The 20,907-nt window shown below is 35.1% G+C and carries 16 protein-coding genes and 6 pseudogenes; 11 read left to right on the forward strand and 11 right to left on the reverse strand.

Features of this window, described 5'->3' with window-relative positions; genetic code table 11:
* Window positions 1–14: 14 nt before the first annotated feature.
* From ccoG to N7U66_RS00835, 4 genes are all read left to right on the forward strand, one after another.
* Window positions 15–1,439: a cytochrome c oxidase accessory protein CcoG gene (gene ccoG, locus N7U66_RS00820; RefSeq protein WP_267678586.1), complete on the forward strand. Its 1,425-nt coding sequence runs from the start codon at window positions 15–17 to the stop codon at window positions 1,437–1,439.
* A gap of 254 nt (window positions 1,440–1,693) precedes the next feature.
* A complete protein-coding gene (locus N7U66_RS00825) occupies window positions 1,694–2,140 on the forward strand; it encodes a FixH family protein (protein ID WP_267678587.1) in 447 nt (148 codons plus the stop codon).
* Entirely contained in the window at window positions 2,141–2,842 is a 702-nt protein-coding gene (locus N7U66_RS00830; RefSeq protein WP_267676926.1) for a sulfite exporter TauE/SafE family protein, read from the forward strand.
* An 11-nt stretch (window positions 2,843–2,853) separates the two neighbouring features.
* Complete coding sequence (locus tag N7U66_RS00835; RefSeq protein WP_267676927.1) at window positions 2,854–4,095, forward strand: pyridoxal phosphate-dependent decarboxylase family protein; 1,242 nt, start codon at window positions 2,854–2,856, stop codon at window positions 4,093–4,095.
* Window positions 4,096–4,224: 129 nt separating this feature from the next.
* Here N7U66_RS00835 and N7U66_RS00840 read toward each other — a convergent pair whose 3' ends face one another.
* From N7U66_RS00840 to N7U66_RS00885, 10 genes and pseudogenes are all read right to left on the reverse strand, one after another.
* Entirely contained in the window at window positions 4,225–4,680 is a 456-nt protein-coding gene (locus N7U66_RS00840) for a hypothetical protein (protein ID WP_267676928.1), read from the reverse strand.
* Window positions 4,681–4,698: 18 nt separating this feature from the next.
* Window positions 4,699–5,481, reverse strand: coding sequence for an ABC transporter permease subunit (locus N7U66_RS00845; protein ID WP_267676929.1), 783 nt, complete (start codon window positions 5,479–5,481; stop codon window positions 4,699–4,701).
* Window positions 5,474–6,180: pseudogene (locus N7U66_RS00850) on the reverse strand (ABC transporter ATP-binding protein). The gene N7U66_RS00845 and the pseudogene N7U66_RS00850 overlap by 8 nt, the downstream one beginning before the upstream one ends.
* Window positions 6,174–7,397 (reverse strand): annotated as a pseudogene (locus N7U66_RS00855) (nitrous oxide reductase family maturation protein NosD). Before N7U66_RS00855 ends, N7U66_RS00850 begins: the two co-directional pseudogenes overlap by 7 nt.
* Before the next feature lie 178 nt (window positions 7,398–7,575).
* Complete coding sequence (locus N7U66_RS00860; protein WP_267676930.1) at window positions 7,576–7,749, reverse strand: hypothetical protein; 174 nt, start codon at window positions 7,747–7,749, stop codon at window positions 7,576–7,578.
* Between the two features lie 3 nt (window positions 7,750–7,752).
* The gene (locus N7U66_RS00865; protein ID WP_267676931.1) at window positions 7,753–8,187 is read right to left on the reverse strand and encodes a nitrous oxide reductase accessory protein NosL; all 435 of its coding nucleotides are present in this window, start codon (window positions 8,185–8,187) and stop codon (window positions 7,753–7,755) included.
* Window position 8,188: 1 nt separating this feature from the next.
* Window positions 8,189–8,788 carry a hypothetical protein gene (locus N7U66_RS00870; RefSeq protein WP_267676932.1) on the reverse strand — a complete coding sequence of 200 codons (600 nt, stop codon included), beginning with the start codon at window positions 8,786–8,788 and terminating at the stop codon, window positions 8,189–8,191.
* A gap of 157 nt (window positions 8,789–8,945) precedes the next feature.
* A pseudogene (gene nosZ, locus N7U66_RS00875) lies at window positions 8,946–10,917 on the reverse strand (Sec-dependent nitrous-oxide reductase).
* Between the two features lie 26 nt (window positions 10,918–10,943).
* A complete protein-coding gene (locus N7U66_RS00880) occupies window positions 10,944–11,522 on the reverse strand; it encodes a fasciclin domain-containing protein (protein ID WP_267676933.1) in 579 nt (192 codons plus the stop codon).
* 6 nt (window positions 11,523–11,528) lie between these two features.
* A complete protein-coding gene (locus tag N7U66_RS00885; RefSeq protein ID WP_267676934.1) occupies window positions 11,529–12,044 on the reverse strand; it encodes a c-type cytochrome in 516 nt (171 codons plus the stop codon).
* Window positions 12,045–12,159: 115 nt separating this feature from the next.
* On the opposite strand from N7U66_RS00885, the gene N7U66_RS00890 reads away from it, so the two are divergent.
* The 7 genes and pseudogenes from N7U66_RS00890 (at window position 12,160) to bshA (ending at window position 20,211) form a co-directional block, all read left to right on the forward strand.
* Window positions 12,160–12,591, forward strand: coding sequence for an RrF2 family transcriptional regulator (locus N7U66_RS00890; RefSeq protein ID WP_267676935.1), 432 nt, complete (start codon window positions 12,160–12,162; stop codon window positions 12,589–12,591).
* A gap of 219 nt (window positions 12,592–12,810) precedes the next feature.
* Window positions 12,811–13,251, forward strand: coding sequence for a thioredoxin family protein (locus N7U66_RS00895; RefSeq protein ID WP_267676936.1), 441 nt, complete (start codon window positions 12,811–12,813; stop codon window positions 13,249–13,251).
* Window positions 13,241–14,224 carry an FAD:protein FMN transferase gene (locus tag N7U66_RS00900; protein WP_267676937.1) on the forward strand — a complete coding sequence of 328 codons (984 nt, stop codon included), beginning with the start codon at window positions 13,241–13,243 and terminating at the stop codon, window positions 14,222–14,224. Before N7U66_RS00895 ends, N7U66_RS00900 begins: the two co-directional genes overlap by 11 nt.
* A gap of 1 nt (window position 14,225) precedes the next feature.
* Window positions 14,226–14,435, forward strand: a complete 210-nt coding sequence (locus N7U66_RS00905) for a DUF4266 domain-containing protein (RefSeq protein ID WP_267676938.1) — start codon at window positions 14,226–14,228, stop codon at window positions 14,433–14,435.
* A gap of 74 nt (window positions 14,436–14,509) precedes the next feature.
* Window positions 14,510–15,822 (forward strand): annotated as a pseudogene (locus N7U66_RS00910) (DUF3570 domain-containing protein).
* 132 nt (window positions 15,823–15,954) lie between these two features.
* Window positions 15,955–18,915: pseudogene (locus N7U66_RS00915) on the forward strand (glycoside hydrolase family 3 N-terminal domain-containing protein).
* A gap of 151 nt (window positions 18,916–19,066) precedes the next feature.
* Window positions 19,067–20,211, forward strand: a pseudogene (bshA, locus tag N7U66_RS00920) (N-acetyl-alpha-D-glucosaminyl L-malate synthase BshA).
* Window positions 20,212–20,328: 117 nt separating this feature from the next.
* Here the strand turns inward: bshA and N7U66_RS00925 are convergent.
* Window positions 20,329–20,811, reverse strand: coding sequence for a hypothetical protein (locus tag N7U66_RS00925; protein ID WP_267676939.1), 483 nt, complete (start codon window positions 20,809–20,811; stop codon window positions 20,329–20,331).
* Window positions 20,812–20,907 lie beyond the last annotated feature (96 nt).

Below are 20,907 nucleotides of genomic sequence, written 5' to 3' on the forward strand. Positions count from 1 at the left end.
AAACAAACTTGATGATGGAAACACCCGAAAACGAAGTGTTTAGAGACTCTATTGGAACAATAAATGAAGATGGAAAACGCGCCTGGGTATTCCCTAAAATTCCAAGTGGTAAATTCTACAAATATCGTAAAATAGTTAGTTATATTTTATTAGTGTTTTTAGTGGCCGCTCCCTTTGTAAAAATCAACGGGAATCAATTTTTAATGTTCAATGTTTTAGAAAGACGCTTTAATATTTTCGGATTTCCTTTTTGGCCTCAAGATTTCCATTTGTTTGTTATTTCAATGCTTATTGGCGTCATATTTGTCGCGTTGTTCACCGTCGCTTTTGGACGTATTTTTTGTGGATGGATCTGTCCACAAACTATTTTTATGGAAATGGTCTTCCGCAGAATAGAATTTTGGATTGATGGCGATAGAAACAAACAACGTAAGTTAGATAAACAAAAATGGGATGCCGAAAAGATTAGAAAACGCCTGTTAAAATGGTCTATTTTCTTAATCATTTCATTTTTAATAGCGAATGTGTTTTTGGCCTATTTAATAGGTAGCGATACGTTAATTCGCTACATCATAGAGGGCCCTTTTAAACATCTAAGTACGCTCTTTTCTCTCATTATATTTACGGCGGTTTTCTATTTTGTATTTGCATGGTTTAGAGAACAAGTCTGTATTATTGCTTGTCCTTACGGGAGGTTACAAGGCGTGTTGTTGGATAACAAATCTATTGTTGTCGCGTATGACCATAAGCGGGGTGAAGCAGAAAATGGTAGAAAAACGTTTCGGAAAAATGAAGATAGGGAGGCATTAGGTTTTGGTGATTGTATTGATTGTTTTCAGTGTGTGCATGTGTGTCCAACAGGGATAGACATAAGAAACGGAACACAATTAGAGTGTGTTAATTGTACCGCGTGTATTGATGAATGTGATCACATTATGGAGAGCATTAATTTACCAAAGGGATTAATACGTTACGCTAGCGAAGATAATATTGAAAAGAAAGAAAAGTTTAAACTTACGCCGAGACTTAAAGGCTATATCGCGGTATTAACAATTCTAACGGGTGTTTTTATTGGCATGTTAACCTTAAGAAATGATGTTGAAGCACGGGTATTAAGATTACCTGGGGAATTATATCAACATAAAGAAGGCAACATCATTAGTAATGTCTTTACCTACAAGTTGGTTAATAAAACCAATGATGCTATTGACAATGTGAGTTTTAAGTTAAGAAAATACAAAGGGACTATAAAATTAGTTTCTACAAAAGATGATTTTAGTGTGCCCAAGCAAGGCATTGCTGAAGGGACGCTATTTATAGAGATTGATAAAAGCGAACTAAAAGGAGATAAAAATAAATTAATGATTGAAGTACACAGTCATGATAAAATAATTGAAACAACTACCGTTCGCTTTTTAGGACCTAGAAGTTATAAATAAGTTGAAAATAGTTAAGAATGTAGTTTTGAAACCTCGAGCGCCGTTGCTTATTGTAATACATATGAGGCTATATAAGAAGCCTTATAAAATTAATTTGTCAGGTTGAGCTTGTCGAAACCAGTGTTGCCTGTTAGTAGATTAGAATGTTTCAGCAGGCTCAAAATAACAATGAACTCGTCTTTTTAGACAATTTTAATAGAAAATAATAGTAATAAGATTTCCACTATTGTGGAAACTACAAAACAAATGTTGTGATGAAAATTAATTGGGGAACAGGTATCGTTATAGCCTTCGTATTATTTATAAGTTTTATCATGTATTTTGTTATAAACATGAATATAAATAAAAAGTACGATCATGATTTAGTAGCAGAAGATTATTATGAACAAGAGTTGGACTATCAAAATGCTATTAATAAAGAGGAAAATGCTAAAAATTTATTTAAAAATTTAAGCTTAGAACAAACAGAAAAAGGGGTGATCATCCACTTCCCTGAGGCCTTGGAATTATCAGAAATTTCCGGAAAAGTGTTCCTATATAGACCATCTAATAAACAATTTGACTTTGAAATTCTTATTTCATTGTCAGACTACCATTTGCTCATACCTGACAAACGTTTATTAGATGGTCGTTGGAACATTAAAATCGATTGGAATCACAAAGGGCAAGACTATTTATATAAGAGCCAAATTAACTATTAAATGCTATTATCTGCAATCATATTGGGTTTTTTGGGGAGTTTCCACTGTGTAGGTATGTGTGGTCCCATTGCCTTTATGTTACCAGTAGATCGCTCTAATTCCTTTCGAAAAGTCACCCAAATTGGCTTGTATCATTTTGGACGCTTACTAGCCTATAGTAGTATAGGCTTCTTTTTTGGCTTAGTAGGAAAGAGTCTTTATATTTTTGGTTTGCAACAAAAACTGTCTATTATTATTGGAGTTTTAATGATTGTAGTAGTGCTCATTCCCTATAAAACATTCAATAAATACAATCTCTCAAAACCTATTTATAAACTAATTTCCAAAGTAAAATCTGCTTTAGGAAAGGCATTACAAAAGAAAACCAACGATACGTTTCTAACCATTGGGTTTTTAAATGGTTTCTTACCTTGTGGCTTGGTTTATATGGCTGTTTTTGGGGCCATTGCTACCGGGAAGGCTTTAAGTGGTAGTTTGTATATGTTCTTGTTTGGTTTAGGCACTATCCCTTTGATGACCACGGCTATTTATTTAGGCAAGTTTTTAAATGCCAACATAAAACAGCGTATTCAAAAGGCTATACCTATTTTTGTAGTTATTATTGGTGTCTTATTTATCCTTCGAGGCCTGGGCTTAGGCATTCCTTATATTTCTCCAGCGCCAGTTGTAGAAATGGCCGCCAGTGCTATAGATTGTCATTAAAAAAAACAAGAATGAAATATTGGATTAAAAAAACACAAGAAGCACTTAAAACGATAGTTTTTAATGCCCTAGATAACAATGCGAATTATACCACTCAAAACATTTTAGGCATTCCTGCTTCTCATTTAAATGAGGAGGTATTTCCTCTAGACGCCCCTTTTCTTAAAGAGGCACCATTCATGACGGCGTTGGTGAAAAATCCAAATCATATTGGTTGTCACACCTTAGATAATTCTGAAGGCTATTTTTCCGGAACCCAAACCATCGAAAAAGAACTAATAGCATTATGCGCCGTTGATATTTTAAAAGGTAAGCCACTAGAGCATGATGGTTATGTGGCCTCCGGTGGAACTGAAGCCAATATTCAAGCCATTTGGACCTATCGTAATTATTTTATGAGAGAACACCATGCTACACTTGATGAGATTTCTATTGTATGCAGTGAAGATAGCCATTATTCTATGGATAAATCGAGTAATTTACTTTCCATTTCTATCCTTAAAATTCCAAATGCAGAGGAGGATCGGTCGCTATCTAGTGAAAACATTTTGGCACAGTTAATGGCTGCAAAAGCATCAGGCAAAAAATATTTTATAGTTGTTGTTAATATGATGACCACTATGTTTGGTACTGTGGATGATATTGATGTGTATGTAGATGCCTTGAAAACGGCAAACGTAGATTTCAAGTTACATGTTGATGGTGCTTTTGGTGGTTTTTATTATCCGTTTTCAAATGAAGAAAACAGCCTTAATTTTAGTAATAAGCACGTGACTTCTTTTACTTTAGATGCTCATAAAATGGCGCAAGCGCCTTATGGTACTGGTATATTTTTAATAAGAAAAGGATTTATGAAATATGTTAATACAGAACAGGCGAGTTATGTTGTTGGTCAAGATTCCACCTTAATTGGCAGTCGGTCCGGTGCTAATGCCATTGCTGTTTGGATGATTTTGATGAAATTGGGTCCTTTTGGATGGTTTGAAAGAATTCACATCTTGCAACAACGGTCAAAGTGGCTATGTAAGCAATTAGATGATTTAGCTATTGATTATTATCATTTTCCAACGTCTAATATAGTCACTATAAAAAGTGCGTTTGTCAACGAGGAACTCGCTCATAAGTTCGGACTGGTTCCGGACAATCATTTAAATCCAAAATGGTTTAAAATAGTAGTCATGCATCATGTAACCATAGAGAAATTGATGTTGTTAATTGATGCTTTTAAGACAACAGTTATTCCTAAGGCTTAACTTTCGTTTTGTACTAGTTATTCAAGAAGGTATAAAAAATTTGGATTCTATAGATGCCATCACTATTAGATTGAATAGTTGTAAAATACAATAAATGAATGAGCCGTTTGGTACAGTAGCTCTATTGGTTTATTCTGTTGTAAAGTGAGCGAAATAGGTGTTAATGAGAAGCTCCATTCGATCCAATGCCTTTGCTGCCTGGTCTTCTGTATTGGTTTCTTTTAAAGTTGAAATCGCGTCAAGCATGGGTATTAAAACGACATGCAGTTGCTCATGAGGCTTACCTTCCATAGAGCATTGCTTTATGATATCACTGCTTTGTTTTGAGAAATTTTCCCCTAATCGCTTATAGTTTTTAGTACTATCTATATGAAACGCTTTTACAAGAGAATCCATTTGTTTAACCCCAGTGTGCGTTTCTAGATTAGCAACCCATTTCTCCCCATTGTTTAATTCCATTGGTAATGAAAGCGACGTTGGTATGTTATCAAGTGCTTTGTCAACCTGACCTTTTTTAGTGCTCTCTCCTTTACAATTAAAAAGCAATAGACTTAGCAGTAGTACCATTTGTAGTATGTTTTTCATGATTAAAACAATTGGTGGTTAAAAATCCTTCTTATTAGATTTATATACGATGCGCAATACGGGTAGAGCAATCCAAATAATAAGCATTACAAACGAAACAATGAGTCCAAAAATAGTACCAAAAAACTGCTTAAATACTGCTCCCGTATAACCTAATAAAGCTGAGATGTCTAACTTTAACAAAATGAGCGTGCGCGATAGGTCTATAGGATTAAGCATGGTGCCAAACAGAGATAATTTGTCTAGGGGATAATCTTCAAAGAGGATTAAGGTCATTAAAAATAGACCATCGTATACAATCGCGAGAAATAACCACAACAGTATGGCATAGCCAAAACCTTTAATTTTATTTTCATTAGAGAGGGCGATATTAAAGGCTAAGGCTGTAAATATTAAGGTGAGACAGGTGCCAGTAATTAATAATAATGAAAAATCCCAAATGGCTGTAGATTTAAACAAACCATAAAACACAAACGGAATTCCCAATCCCAAAATGAGACTCAGGGAAAGGGACAGCGCCACCCCTAGATATTGTCCTAAAAAGATAGAAGAACGTTTTAGGGGTTGGGCTAAGAGGAGTTCTGTAAACTCTCTAGAGTTATAATAATACATCACGCCAAAAATGGTTCCAATTAATGGCACTAGAACAATAATGACATTCATTAAAGTAATGACAGCTTTAGAGAGGTCATTATTTAAAAACAGCAATACAATACCGAGAAGTAAGTAAAAAGCAAAATAGACGTAACTCCATCGACTGCGTATTAAATCGAAAAAACTATATTTTAATATTTTAAGCATGATTTTCAATGAGTATTGAGGCTATTGCGCGTTCAAAATTTGGTTGCTTTGTTTTGGTTTTTAAAGCACTAACGGTGCCTTTAAAATAAATTTCACCTTCTAAAAGAAAAACAATTTCGTCTGATATTTCTTCAACGAAACTCATAATATGTGACGTGATTAGAATCGTTTTTCCTTTGTTTTTCTGCACTTGAATTAAATCTTTTAGTCTAATTAATGAAATGGGATCTAATCCACTTGTAGGTTCATCTAGAATAATTAAAGGGCTATCAAACATAAAGGTCAATAGAATATTTACCTTCTGCTTGGTACCCCCGTAAAGCGTACCCAGTTTTTTGTCTAGAAACGGTTCTAATTTGAATAGTTCAATAAGGTGTTCAGACGCTGAGGGACTTCCGCGTAAATCCTTTATCATTGTTATAAGCTCCTTCACTTTTAAATTACTCGGAAAATTGGCTATCTGAGGTAAATAATCAATGTGCCGTCTGTATTCAGAATTTTTATTAATATTTTTTCCAAGGACCGTGATGCTTCCTTTATTAGGAATAACCATACCCAAGATAGATTTTATAAGTGTTGTTTTTCCGAGCCATTTGGTCCAAGTACGGCGAAGATTCCACCATTATCGATGTTTAAATCGACACCGCTTAATACTTGGTTTTTACCAAATTTTTTATGTAAACCTTGTAGTGTTACCATGTTATTTTTTTTATTGCAGGATGATTATCAAATAGGTTGTGCGGTGTAAATACAGGAGATACTTTTTCTGAAAAATCAATGAGATCTATAAACAAACTACGCAGTAAAATAATGGTTTACGGCGTTCGGTTCACGATGTAAGAAAATAATTTTACGGGTCGGTATGGGATATCACCAATGCCATTTTTATTTAGATCATAACCAGTATAATTACTCCAATAATTGCGATCAAAGACATTATCGTTCACTTTACTGTTATACGAAATGTCAAAAGAGTTGTACAGGAAGTTGTTTTCAGTAAAGCGATTCGTATAGCAGGCACCACGCACTTTAATGGCCCAACCGTTATTAATGAAGTTATTGTTTTTATAAACCATTCGATTGGTACCTTCAATGTTAATACCAATGGTGTTTTCTTCAAAAGTATTTCCAGTAATTTCGGAATCATTTATTTCTTTTAGAAGCATACCGTAAGCGGCGGTTCCCCAGTTTTCTTTAAAGGTGTTGTTTAGCATTTTTATTCTTTTTGAAAACATGACAGCTACGCCAGCACCATTGTTTTCAAAGGTGTTGTCTCGATAAACATCATCATTAGAGAACATAAAATGTAAACCATAGCGTACATTTTTTGTACTCACATTATTCTTGATTAAACAGTGGTCTGCAAATTCTAAATAAATGCCGTCCCGAACGTGTTCGATATAATTATGCTCTATTTGGATATGGTGGCTATACCAAAGTTGAATACCATTACCGGAATTATATTCTTCAATAGCATTTCCAATTATTTTATTATGAAACACTTTACCATAGCTTGACTTTTCAATATAAATTCCAAAAAACAGGTGTTCTAACACGACATTCTGAATGACAAAATGATTGCTTTTTCGTACTCTAATGGCTGCGTAATCTTCGGTATAACTAGTACCAACATTAATAATGAATAACCCATCAATAGTAACATGATCTGATACAATGGTAATTACTTCACCTTTTAACTCTCCATCAATTACAGGGTAGTTTTCACCAATAATGGTAAGGGGTTTATCTACAATAATATGATGTGCTTTATAGGTTCCTTTTTTTATAACGATGGTATCAAAATCTTTAGCTGTACTTATGGCTTTTTTTAAGTTTGAAACCTCACAGTTGTCACATACAACAATGGTTTGAGCATATAAAGCGCTGGTTATAAGTGCTAAAAAGAAAAAAATAATACTATGGCGGTACGTGTGGTTCACTATGACGTTGGCTGGGTTTTGTATAGGTGGAGTAATTATCTTATAATTAAAAATTTAGAATCTTCTAGTGAAGCCACCCAATGCTTATCATTTTTTGGAAAACTTAAGGTTTGATGCTTATCTAAATTGAATTCAGAATTATTGATATGGAAGGTTACCTTTCCTTCCAATAAGAGTAGAGTAGTATCTCTAGGGGAGGTGTGTTCGGAAAAATGGCGTTCCTTTTTAAATGTATTACAAGTACTTCTTTTGCATTAATGTCTATTAATTTTGAAGCATTAAAGTCTTCTATTATTTCTGCATTAATATCATTATTAATTTTATACATATTCTATTTATTTAAATGAATGAGCAACTCGTTCCAAGTATATATTTCACCTCCTTTTTGGAGTTGAATGGCGATCGCTTCTTCCTGCGTCTTAAATGCAGACAAATAGGCACCCATTGGACTAGGAATATTTTTGCTGATTAAAAATGTAGATTGAGTGGCATCTATTAAGGATTCCGGCACATTGTAGTCATTAGATAAATATAATTTGATTGTTGCTGTATCGAACGTATTTAAAAAATGTACCATACATTCCGTAGCATCAAATGTGTATGTTTTTCCTTTTTTGGTAACCACTTCGGCAGCGTGAACTTTGTCTACAATAGTCATTTTACAAAAAAAACAACCCTCGTTACCATAATCTATAGCTTTTGGACCACTAGTACAGCTAAATGTCACTAGCAATAAAGTGATTACAACATGTTTTAGATTACGCATACTATTTGTTTTTATGTTTTTTATTTAATTTATGTCCAACCCAAAAAGCTACAAAAGACATGACAATGCCCAAGGCTAAGAATAACGCCCCCAACTGTGGGTAAGAATGGGCCTTGAAATTCAAAATAGTTTTACTCCCAAATAAAGGCGGTTGAAAGCCCATTTGTGTGCCATCCGGATTCGTGAACTTCATAATGGCTTTCGGGTCTAAACTATGTCCGTAGTCATGTTCCCAAATATAAAAGTCATACATACCAGCAGCACTTACAATAACCATCAAGACAAACCAGCCTAAAAACCATTTATAATTACCAAAAAAAGCGATAATTAAACCTATTACGGAGGTTATGATTATACCTGCAGGGAAAATTTTAAACTCCGGTATGGCATCGGGAATGTATTTCATCCCAACATAATGATTCATTAAATTGATGTTTTTAATGTCGTGCGGATGCACATCAGAGAAATCATTAATATGAATATTCATGGCTAAAGGTGTTGGATATTGAGGCGCTTCCAGAGTGATTCTCCATAAAGGAAAAAGGAATAATCCTAACGGAAGAATAGCAGCAAATAGCATGATGATGTTAGATTTTTTCATGGTAATGATCTTAGTGGTTTAAAAGGATGTTTTCAAAAAATCTATGGCATGTTTTAAATAAAGGCGAGAGAAAAAGATTCAAACGCTCGCCTTTGTTAGGGAAACAAACACCAATGAAAAATTCCCCCAGTATTATAATACCTGATAAAGCGTTACTTTATTCTATCTCATCTCCAAGAGACCATTTTATTGGTGTATTAGAACCTGCTGGAGAGACTCTTATATACCCTTGCATTTCTTGGTGTAATGCCGAGCAAAAATCGGTACAATAAAAGGGCCATACACCAATTTTTTTAGGTTCCCAAACGGAGGTTTTTGTTTGTCCAGGCATGACCAATAATTCAGAAGTATTTTGACCCAGTACAGCAAAGCCATGAGGAACATCAAAATCTTGTTCTAAGTTGGTTATGTGGAAGTAGACTTTATCACCCAACTTGATGCCTTCAATATTGTCTCGGTGAGAAGTGACTTCTAATAGTAGTCATATAAACATGTACTGTGTTTCCGTCTCTTACCACTTTGGTGTCCTCATCAGATTTAGCCGCATATGGGTGCTGGTTGTCTTTTAAATCATAGATTTTTTGAGAACGTTCTTTAATAAGATCGGCACGCATAGCAGCGGCGTAATGCGGTTCTCCGTGCGTAGGAAAGTCAAGTAATAACTCCATTTTATCACCTGAAATGTCATAAAGTTGAGCACTATGTTCTAATTCCGGACCAGTAGGCAAATAACGATCTTTTGTAATCTTGTTCATGGCAAACATATATTTGCCTTGTGGTTGTCTTGAGTTACCTCCTGGGATTGTTAAATGACCCACAGAGTAATAGGTAGGTTGCCTGTCTATAACTTCCCAAGTTCCTAATTTCCATTTTACAACTTCAGAAGAAATAAAGAATGACGTATAGGCATTACCTTTGTTATCAAATTCAGTATGTAAAGGCCCTAATCCTGCCTGATCTACTACACCAGCTAACACATCTTCAAAATTCAAAATAGGAATACCATAGGCTTCACCTGCAAACTTTTTGTTCTCAATAGCCTCTAACATTTTTGTGAAGGAATGCACCGTTAAATTGGCAGATAATTTTCCGTTACCCACAATATATTCTCCGGAAGGGTCTACATCACAACCATGAGGAGACTTTGGTGTTGGTAAGAAGTAAATAGCTCCGGGAACTTCTGATGGGTTAACGACGCGCACTTCTTTTTTCATGGTAGAAGTAGCGGTGTGTGTACTTTCATCATAGACATTATGAGCATAATTAGTTGGCATCATCGTGCCTCCACCATTGTTTACGTAAGCTTCAATTTTTTTCCAGTTTATAGCAGCAATAAAATCTTTGTCGTTTTGAGAGGCATTAACCTCTAATAAAGTATTTGCCTCTTCGGTATTATAAGTCGTAAAGAAGAACCAGCCATGAGATTTTCCACGTCCAGGATGCGATAAATCGTAGTTAAATCCAGGCATAAGTATTTGGAATTTTATAGACATATCTCCGGATTCGGAGCCACACTAATAAAAGACAAAGCGCCCTGAAAATTTCCTTTATACTCACTTATAGGCATGTCCCTTTGTGGAACAGGTACCGAAAAACGCGTGCCTGCCACAACATATTCTGTGTTTTCTGTTACGAAAGACGAACTGTGGTTCCCTGCACTGTTTGGGACTTCAATAATTTCGGTGGTTTCAAAGGTTTTTAAATCAATTTTAGCAATTCTAGGCGTGTTGTTTTCATTAATAAAGATAAAGCGACCATCAATTTCCCCATGCGTTTGAGAGATGTCCGGATGGTGCGAATCTCCCCAAGGAATAAACCCGTGAGAGGTATTTAACATGGGTTTCGTTTCTTCAGAATAGCCATATCCGAGAGGTTGGAAATTGTGAAAAAACAGGAATCTCTTTAAACATTCTACCCGATGGCAATCCATAAACCGTCAAGTTACCACTATAACCGCCAGTAAATAAAGGCATAGAATTCATCATGCTCTCCGGGTGCTACATATACTTTTTCGGCAACGTTACTTGCCAAAGCTCCGATTTACGATTGGTGTTCGTGTTATTATTACAACTGGTAAATACTAGTAACACACTTAAAAGTGTCATAGTAGATTGTATTATATTTTTCATTGTTTTAAACATTTATTTGGTATTTGTTAGTCTTCAGTAGGAGGTAATAAAACTTTATCAATTACATGTACAATGCCATTGCCTGCGGGAATACTCGCGTGAATCTTCGCACCACCTATTATAGGTTCTCCATTTATAATTTCAATTTTTACATAGTCATTATTGGCTTGACCTAATTTTTTAAATTTCTTTAAAAAGTCTTTAGAGTAATTTCCAGGGGTCACATGATATTTTAATATGTTCGCCAACGTCGCTTTGTTTTCTGGTTTCAACAAATTTTCGACAGTGCCTTCCGGCAATGCCTCAAAAGCTTCATTGGTTGGAGCAAACATCATTAAAGGGCCAGCGTTTACTAATACATTTTCTAACTGAGCAGCCTGAACAGCCGCGACTAAAGTAGTGTGATCTTTTGAACCAATAGCGATGCTTAAAACGGTTGGTTTACCCAAATCGTCTTCAATAAACGCTTGGCCCGTTTTGGTTTTAGAGATGCTTTTCGCATTTGTGTCTTTAAAAGTCGTTGTACTTTCTTTAGTTTCATTTTTACAGGAGTACGTGATACTCCCAATAGCAAAAACAAAAAGCAGCATTTTGATTGGTTTCATAATTAATTATTTTAATGTTCTGAAGTATTCTAAAACAGCTCCGGCATCTTCTTCAGATAAATTTTGATTAGCCATGGGCGAACCGTTAAATTCAATTAATAATTCTTTTGCTAAAGGGTCTTCTTTAACCATACCTTCAGGGTTTAAGATCATATTCATAACCCATTCCGGTGTACGTCGTTCTAAAACGCCTGTAGGTGGCGGGCCAATAAATTTTTTGTTTGGTCTGTGACAGGCGGTACACATGTTTTTAAACACTGTGGCACCATGAGTCACCATTTTTTGATCTATGGTTTCACTTAATGTTAACGATTGAATGGGACCAACACCTTTTGACGTTAAATCAATTCTTTTGGAAGCGGGTACATTTTCGTCTTGAGAAGTGGTTTTATCTGTTGTGGATTGTTCGGTAGTGGCTTTTTTTTGATACGTAAAGGTTTCTTTTTTCTTTTCTTCTTTACCTCCACAATTTATAACAAGTGTCGTTAATAAAAGAGCGAATAATTTTAGTGTTGTTTTCATATATAAGAAGTTTTAATAACACAAATTTACTGGCTCATGAGAAGAATAAATATGATATACATCATATTTAAGACAAAAATATCTTTTTTATATTTGCATTATAAATCGAGTAGTTATGTTTTCAAAATCAGTGAAATATGCCTTAAAAGCGGTATTGTTCTTGGCAGTAAATTCTAATGATAAAAAAAAGGTTATGGTAAAGGATCTTGCGAAACCTATTAATGTGCCGCAAGCTTATATTGCCAAAGTATTACAGGAGCTTTCTAAGCAAAAAATAATCTCCTCAACTCGAGGGCCAAAAGGGGGGGTTTTCTTAGATGAAAAGAATAGAGAGCAATCTCTAGTATCTATTATTTACGCCATAGAAGGAGAAAAGAAAATGACCCATTGTTTATTGAATTTGAAAAAGTGTAATCTTGCAAAACCATGTCCTTTGCATCACTTAGCCAACCCTAGCCGAGAAGAATTAATTAAGACTTTAAAAAATAAAACGATAAACGATCTTGCAATGGATATTAAATCAGGCAGATCCTTTTTACCCATCTAACCATAGGACTGTAATGGCACCTCTATAACCGTTTTCCGCTCTCGATGCGTTACTGCTTTTTTTTCAGCTTATAGCTTTAATTGTGATAAGTTCTAGATAAATATCTCGGCTCTTATTTTTTAAAATATATTATATAACAGTTAAAAACATAAAATTTAATCTAAAAATACTAATTTGGTATACTCTTAGTTATACAATGAGTTATAAACTTACTTTATTATGAAATTCAATTCAATTGTCACTGTCTTACTATTTTTGTTTTCACTAAGTATTCAAGCTCAAGATTGGCAAACCGATGTTACTAAAGCTAAAGCGATAGCTACTACAAACAATCAGAACATTGTTTTAGTGTTTCAAGGCTCAGACTGGTGCGCCCCTTGTATTAAATTAAATAAAGAGATTTGGAGTACGCCTAAGTTTCAAGAATTAGCAAACGACCATTTCGTGATGCTTCAAGCCGATTTTCCCAAGCGAAAAGCAAATAGGTTACCTTCAGAATTACAAGCGCATAATAACAAATTAGCAGAAAAATACAATCCCAATGGTTATTTTCCATACGTTGTTGTTATGGACGCTAATGGAAAAATGCTAGGCAGTATGGGGTATGAAAAGACAACACCTGATGTGTATTATAAAAAATTAACAGCTTTTGAAAAGTAAACTTTTTATAATAGCATTTATTCTGTCTCAGGTCACATTTAGTCAACAAGTTTATACAAAGACTTTGAAATTAATGGGAAGTCGTTTTGAGATAACTGTTGTCGCAGATTCCCAAAAAGAAGGAGAACATTACGTCACCCTTGCTGTTAATGAAATTTCAAGGATAGAAAAATTGATTTCTTCGTGGGATGCCAACTCGCAAACGTCTGCAATAAATGCGGCTGCAGGAATCAAGCCTGTTAAAATTGATAGCGAATTATTTAACTTAATAGCGCGGGCTTTAAAACTCTCAAAATTAACCAACGGCGCCTTCGATATTAGTTATGCATCGATGGATAAAATATGGAAATTTGATGGAAGCATTACAGAAATGCCTGCAGAAGCAACGATTAAAAAATCTGTAGAAAAGGTAGGCTATCAAAATATTGTTTTGAACAAAGACACGCAAACGGTTTTCTTAAAGAAGGCCGGTATGAAAATAGGTTTTGGAGCTATTGGTAAAGGCTACGCCGCAGATAAAGCGAAAGCTTTACTAATGGAAAAAGGGGTGACATCCGGAATTATAAATGCCAGTGGAGATATGAATACTTGGGGAAAACAAATCAATGGACAGGACTGGAATATCGCCATTACAAATCCTTTAAATAAAAATAAAGTGTTTGCAACCTTTCCTATTGATAATAGTGCGGTAGTGACCTCCGGAAATTATGAGAAATTTGTCATTTTAAATAATAAACGTTACTCACATATTATCGACCCTAGAACAGGTTATCCCAGTACAGGAGTCATGAGTGTTACGGTGTTTACAAAAACCGCTGAATTAGCGGATGCGCTGGCAACCTCCGTTTTTGTTATGGGAGTACCGGCAGGTTTAGATTTTATAAACCAGTTAAATGGGGTAGAATGTATCATTATTGATGACAATAGTGCCATTCATAAATCAAAAAACATTGATACAAAAAACAAAATTTAATATGAAAAGAATACTAGCCATACTTGTTTTAGTTTCTACAGCAAGTTCTTGTTTTGCCGTAAAAGAATTTGAAAAAATTAACATTAATGATCCGGACATGGTACTGTCGCAATTGAAAATAAACAAATCTGAAACGACGTTTCAATCCTATCGAGAAGCAGCAGCAGGAGCTAATGGTGGAAAAACAGGCGGTGGTTGTGGATGTAATTAAGTAAAACACAGTTTTACAATTTTTAGTTTATTTTATCCCACGGAATAGCGGGATCTTATTATTTAATATGAAATATGAAAAAATTAACCCTCTTGATAATCGTTCTATTATCTGTAAGTCGCATCAATGCACAGGACTCAACATTAGTTTATAAAAAACGGGTTTTAGAGAAGGCAGAAGTCGATTTTCTGTCAAGTTATTATTCTCAAGATGGTAAAAATGCTGCGGTTTACGGAGGTATTGGTACCGAAGAACTTACAGACATCGTCCCAAATATTATTGTAAGCATGCCCCTTAATGACGATGATATTTTAACGGTAGATATGGGAATTTCTGCCTATACTTCGGCGTCATCAAGTAATGTAAATCCCTTTGATAGTAAGGAAACAGCCAATCCTTTTCAGGCCTCTTCAGGAGCTTCCGCCAGTGATTTATGGGTTAACCTAACCAGTACTTACAGTCATGCTTCAAACGATAGAAATACGCTATGGTCCGGAAAGCTTTCAGTATCTTCAGAATATGATTATTTTTCTGTAGGAGTTGGTGGTAGTATTACAAAATTGTTTAATCAAAAAAACACCGAATTATCGCTGAATGGAAATGTATATCTCGATACTTGGAATGCCTTGTATCCCTCAGAATTGAGACCTTTTCAGGATAATATGCAAGGTTTGGAAAACGCATTCTTTGATCCCTATACGATTACCGGAAATGCCAATTATAATCCACAGTTCACGGCATTTAATGATGAAAAACGAAATTCGTACTCATTAGGTTTAAGTTTTTCACAAATTATAAATAAGAATTTACAAGGCGCTTTATTAGTTGATATTGTGCAACAACAAGGGCTGCTATCCACACCATTCCAGCGGGTATATTTTATTGATGTTGCAGATTCTTATATTGAAGAATTTCAGTTGGCAGACGATATTGAGCGTTTGCCGAGATAATAGGATTAAAGTAGCCATAGGCGGTCGTTTAAATTACTATTTAAACGAAACGTTTATTCTACGCACATACTACCGTTATTATTTTGACGATTGGGGCATTAGTTCTCAAACAGCAAGTCTTGAAATTCCTATAAAAATCTCAAATAAATTCACGCTATATCCTTCGTATCGTTACTACAATCAAACGGCAGCTGATTATTTTGCACCGTATGAAATGCACCTCTCTACAAATGAGTTTTACACTTCAGATTACGATTTATCTGAATATGTTGCAAACCAATTTGGGTTTGGCGTGTCTTACACCGATATTTTCACCAAATTTCATATCCGGAAATTAGGGTTAAAAAAAATAGATTTAAAGTATAGCAACTATCAACGCGATTACTGGTTTAACCGCAGACAACCTCGCACTGGGCTTCAATTTTGTAATGGATTAGAGGGTTAGAAAAATTATTTACGCTTTTACTTATAAATCTATCACAAATGCTTTAAAAATAGTGAGGAAAATAATAACTTGGCATAGTTTTTAGTTGTTATATATAATAACACTTCACAAAAGAGAACCATACATGCGCAACACACTATACTTATTCCTTTTTTCTATTATTTCTATATCGCTTCAAGCGCAAAACACAACGAATCCGTTATTGGCAGAAGATGTAGTCAGTCAAGAAAAATGGGTAGATAGTGTATACCAGTCGCTCACTTTAAATGAAAAAATTGCGCAACTCTATATGGTGCAGGTATTCTCTAACCAAACACCAGATGAAAAAGCCAAAGTCGTCGACTTAATTAATAATCACAAAATTGGAGGCATTATTTACTCTAAGGGAGGGCCAGTAAAACAAGCCAAATTAAATAATGAATTACAGGCGGCCTCAAAAACACCTTTGTTAATTGGTATGGATGCAGAGTGGGGGTTGAGCATGCGCTTAGATTCCACCTATTCTTTTCCTTGGAATATGACTGCGGGGGCCATTAAGGATAATGCTTTAATCGAGCAAACAGGCAGACAACTTGGAGAGCATTGTAAACGATTAGGAGTGCACTTTAATTTTGCTCCTGTAGTAGATATTAATACGAATCCAAACAATCCTATTATTGGTAACCGTTCTTTTGGTGAAGATCGCGATAACGTCACAGAGAAAGCTTCGGCATTTATGAAAGGGATGCAAAGCGCGGGTGTGTTAGCGAATGCTAAGCATTTTCCAGGTCATGGGGATACAGAAGACGATTCGCATTTAACATTACCTACCGTCGCTTTCGATGAAAAACGAATTGACTCCATAGAACTATACCCCTACAAAAAACTAATTAACGAAGGCTTATCTAGTGTCATGGTAGCCCATTTAAATATTCCTAGCCTAGAACCACGGCCAGGATATCCGTCATCTCTTTCCGAAAATGTGGTGACTACTATATTAAAAGAAAAACTGGGCTTTAAAGGACTAATTTTTACGGATGCTTTGACAATGAAAGGGGCTGCCAATTTTAAATTTGAAGGTCTCGATGGTGCTACACATGGCCATGCCAATACAGCAGGAAATATTGATTTAGCTGCATTTTTGGCTGGAAATGATGTCATGCTCATGTCTGAAAATGTTGAAGAGGGTATTAATAAATTATCTAAAGCTTATTCCAAAGGAATGATCAGCGAAGAACGTTTGTCACTTTCTGTTAAAAAAGTCTTACAGGCTAAATACAAAGTAGGATTAAACGACTATAGTCCAATAGGCACTTATAATGTGGTAGATGATTTAAACCGACTGCGTGATGATATCTTATATAAAAATTTAATGGAAGATGCCATAACCATAGCACATGACCCTTCTAGTATACTCCCAATAAGACATCTCGAAACAAAGAGAATCGCTTACGTTCAGTTAGGAGATGACGATGGCTCTCCCTTTTTTAACGCTCTTAAAAAGTATGCAAAAGTACATGAAGTTAAAGCCGATAACCTCACGAATTTAATTGAGAAACTTCAAAATTATAATACGGTTATTGTTGGATTCCATAAGTCTAATGAAAGTCCATGGAAAAGCTACCAATTTTCGGATCAGGAATTAGAATGGCTCAATGAAATCGCGTGAACGAATACCGTAATTTTAGATGTATTTGCTAAACCTTATGCGCTTTTGGATTTAAAATCGATTTCAAATATTAATGCTATAGTGGTAAGTTATCAAAATAGTGCTATTGCTCAAGAAACTTCTGCAGAAGTACTTTTTGGTGCCTTGGCAGCCAAAGGCACTTTACCCGTATCTGCTGGGCCATATTTTAAAGTAGGCGATGGAATAAGAACCAATAGTTTAGAGCGCTTAGGATATTCGTATCCGGAAACAGTGGGTGTTTCTTCCGAGAAATTAAAGAAAATAGATTCTATTGCTAATTATGCTGTACAGGAAAAAATGACCCCTGGAATTCAATTATTAATCGCTAGGAGAGGCAAGGTGATTTACAGTAAAAATTTTGGAAAGCATACTTATGATGGTGATGAACTTGTAAAAGATGACGATATTTATGACATCGCTTCGCTTACAAAAATTGTGGCAACATTGCCTTTGCTTATGGAACTGGAAGAGCAGGGAATAGTATCTCTTGATACAAAATTGTCAGCCATGCTTCCAGGTTATAAAAAATCGAATAAAAAAAATATTACAATAAAAAAAATGTTGTCGCATTACGCACAATTAAAACCTTGGATTCCCTTTTATTATGCGACTTTAGATTCTCTAACAAAGCAACCATCGTCGCAGTACTACCGGCAGTCTCTAACCGGAAAGTTTACGGTAAAGGTCGCCAATAACCTCTACATGCGTAGTGATTATATGGACTCTATTCCAAAGATTATTAAAGAAACAGAGCTTTTAAATCGATTAAGGTATCGTTATAGTGATTTACCGTATTATATTTTAAAAGAATATATAGAAAAGCATTACGATAAAACGCTTGATGAACTTGCACAGGATCATTTTTATAAGTCTTTAGGAGCCAATTATACGATTTATAACCCTTATAAATCGATTAGTAATAAAAATATAGTGCCAACAGAGGAAGACGATTATTACCGTTACCAAAAAGTTCAAGGCTATGTTCATGATATGGGGGCCGCCATGCAGGATGGTGTTGGTGGACACGCTGGCGTTTTTAGTAATGCCAATGATATTGCTAAAATTATGCAAATGTATTTACAAAAAGGCTTTTATGGTGGTGTACGTTATTTAAAACCGGAAACAATAGACAAATTTAATACCTGTTATTTTTGTGAAAATAAAGTACGTCGTGGGATTGGTTTTGATAAGCCGCAATTGGGAGAGTCAGGACCTACCTGTGGGTGTGTGTCTATGACCAGTTTTGGGCATTCTGGATTTACTGGAACGTATGCCTGGGCCGATCCGGAAGAAGAGTTAGTCTATGTCTTTTTAGCCAATAGAACCTATCCAACATCACAGGGTAAAAACATGTTACTTCGTGAAGATATCAGGACAAACATTCAAGAGGCTATTTATGAGGCTATTATGTGGTAGTTATTATTAATTATAGCTTTTTTAACTTATACTTTAAGTACTTTTTGTAAAGTATCCTTATTTTTATAGACTTAATGATCAATCAAAACACAATGTGTTTAAAAAAGGCGAATAGGAGGTCTTTTTAATTTATAATCTTAAGGACTTAATTATGACAATAGGTATCGTATGTTATCCCACCTTTGGAGGAAGTGGCGTGGTAGCAACAGAGTTAGGTTTAGAGCTTTCTAAACGCGGTCACAATATTCATTTTATAACATACAATCAACCCGTTCGTTTAGAACTGTTAGGGAACAATGTGCATTACCATGAAGTAAATGTACCGGAATATCCATTGTTTCATTACCAACCGTATGAACTTGCTTTATCTAGTAAGTTGGTCGATATGGTGAAGCTTCATAAAATAGAGTTGTTGCATGTGCATTATGCCATTCCACATGCTTATGCTGCCTATATGGCACAAAAAATGTTGCGAGAGGAAGATATATATGTTCCCATAGTAACGACCTTACACGGTACAGATATTACTTTGGTAGGTAATCACCCGTTTTACAAACCTGCTGTCACGTTTAGTATCAATAAATCAGATGCTGTTACAGCTGTTTCACAAAGTTTAAAAGATGACACCTTACGTCTTTTTGATATTAAAAATGAGATTCACGTGATTACCAATTTTATAGATGTTAAGAAATTTAAACATGATTTTACGGATTGTCAACGTGATATGATGGCCACTTCAGAGGAGAAAATAATAACACATATTAGTAACTTTAGAGAAGTAAAGCGCATTCCCGATGTCATAAAAACATTTTATAATATTCAAAAAGAAATACCAGCTAAACTCATGATGGTTGGAGAAGGGCCGGAGCGTGAACCTGCAGAACGTTTGTGTCGTAAATTGGGAATAACCGAAAAAGTGGTATTCTTTGGTAATAGTAACGAAATAGATCGTATTCTATGTTTTAGTGATTTGTTTTTGTTGCCAAGTGAAACCGAGAGTTTTGGGTTGTCGGCCTTAGAAGCCATGGCGTCGAGCGTACCTGTTATTTCAAGTAATACTGGAGGGATTCCGAAGTGAATGCAGATGGTTTTTCAGGTTTTTTAAGTAATGTGGGCAATGTGGATGAAATGAGTAAGAATGCGTTGATGATACTTAAAGATGAAGTTCTCCTGAAGCAATTTAAAACCAATGCTAAAGTACAGGCTCATAAATTTACTATCGAAACTATTGTCCCTCAATACGAAGCACTTTATGAAGAAACACTCAAAACGTGTTTGTTTACACATAAGCTTTAACTAAATATGTTGTTTTTTTGCTGGTTAGAGCAGTAGGGTTCCATCAGGAAATAATATAAGGTATAAAAAAACCAACTCCATGGAGTTGGTTTTTTTATACCTTATATTTTAAAAATCTTAGAATTGGTATCTAATCCCCAATGCAATATCAAAAGCGGTATCATCATTAAATTTACCAAAACCAAATTCCGGTCTAAAATCTAAAGATACAAGTAAGGGAATATCAAAATTATATTCCACTCCAATATCTCCCGCAGCAAATACGTACGTCTCGTCAAAACTGTCTCCAAATCTATTGTCTCCACTATAGCTGCCAACACCACCACCTATTCCGGCGTACCAGTTAAAACCGCCCTCAATATTCCAAACCCATTGGTAAAGTCCTGCCAATTTAAAAGCATCAAAATTATTGTTTGAGCGAAAACCCAAATCCAACTCCAATCGGTTGTTGTCACCTAATCCGCTTTGGTAAGATACTTCTGCGCCTAAACCGTCGTTATCTCCAATTCTTAAACCAATAGCATTTTTTGATATGTTCTGTGCCATTGAAGTAGCTGAGAATCCTATAACAGCTAGTGCTAATAAAAATAATTTTTTCATAAATTTTAAGTTTTTTAGTTGAATAAAAATACAATTTAGATTGAGTTATGTCTGAATTATAACGCTAATTTTTAGTTAATATTTGCGAGGATGTAT

Origin of the sequence: Lacinutrix neustonica (genome assembly GCF_026625145.1) — a bacterium.
GTDB lineage: Bacteria > Bacteroidota > Bacteroidia > Flavobacteriales > Flavobacteriaceae > Lacinutrix > Lacinutrix neustonica.

Excerpts from the sequence above, each read along its gene's own strand:
- N7U66_RS00890 (WP_267676935.1), top strand. The coding sequence starts at position 12,160 with ATGTTTTCAAAATCAGTGAAATATGCCTTAAAAGCGGTATTGTTCTTG.
- N7U66_RS00845 (WP_267676929.1), bottom strand. The coding sequence starts at position 5,481 with ATGCTTAAAATATTAAAATATAGTTTTTTCGATTTAATACGCAGTCGA.
- ccoG (WP_267678586.1), top strand. The coding sequence starts at position 15 with ATGGAAACACCCGAAAACGAAGTGTTTAGAGACTCTATTGGAACAATA.
- N7U66_RS00830 (WP_267676926.1), top strand. The coding sequence starts at position 2,141 with ATGCTATTATCTGCAATCATATTGGGTTTTTTGGGGAGTTTCCACTGT.
- N7U66_RS00825 (WP_267678587.1), top strand. The coding sequence starts at position 1,694 with ATGAAAATTAATTGGGGAACAGGTATCGTTATAGCCTTCGTATTATTT.
- N7U66_RS00895 (WP_267676936.1), top strand. The coding sequence starts at position 12,811 with ATGAAATTCAATTCAATTGTCACTGTCTTACTATTTTTGTTTTCACTA.
- N7U66_RS00840 (WP_267676928.1), bottom strand. The coding sequence starts at position 4,680 with ATGAAAAACATACTACAAATGGTACTACTGCTAAGTCTATTGCTTTTT.
- N7U66_RS00885 (WP_267676934.1), bottom strand. The coding sequence starts at position 12,044 with ATGAAAACAACACTAAAATTATTCGCTCTTTTATTAACGACACTTGTT.
- N7U66_RS00860 (WP_267676930.1), bottom strand. The coding sequence starts at position 7,749 with ATGTATAAAATTAATAATGATATTAATGCAGAAATAATAGAAGACTTT.
- N7U66_RS00865 (WP_267676931.1), bottom strand. The coding sequence starts at position 8,187 with ATGCGTAATCTAAAACATGTTGTAATCACTTTATTGCTAGTGACATTT.
- N7U66_RS00925 (WP_267676939.1), bottom strand. The coding sequence starts at position 20,811 with ATGAAAAAATTATTTTTATTAGCACTAGCTGTTATAGGATTCTCAGCT.
- N7U66_RS00870 (WP_267676932.1), bottom strand. The coding sequence starts at position 8,788 with ATGAAAAAATCTAACATCATCATGCTATTTGCTGCTATTCTTCCGTTA.
- N7U66_RS00880 (WP_267676933.1), bottom strand. The coding sequence starts at position 11,522 with ATGAAACCAATCAAAATGCTGCTTTTTGTTTTTGCTATTGGGAGTATC.
- N7U66_RS00905 (WP_267676938.1), top strand. The coding sequence starts at position 14,226 with ATGAAAAGAATACTAGCCATACTTGTTTTAGTTTCTACAGCAAGTTCT.
- N7U66_RS00835 (WP_267676927.1), top strand. The coding sequence starts at position 2,854 with ATGAAATATTGGATTAAAAAAACACAAGAAGCACTTAAAACGATAGTT.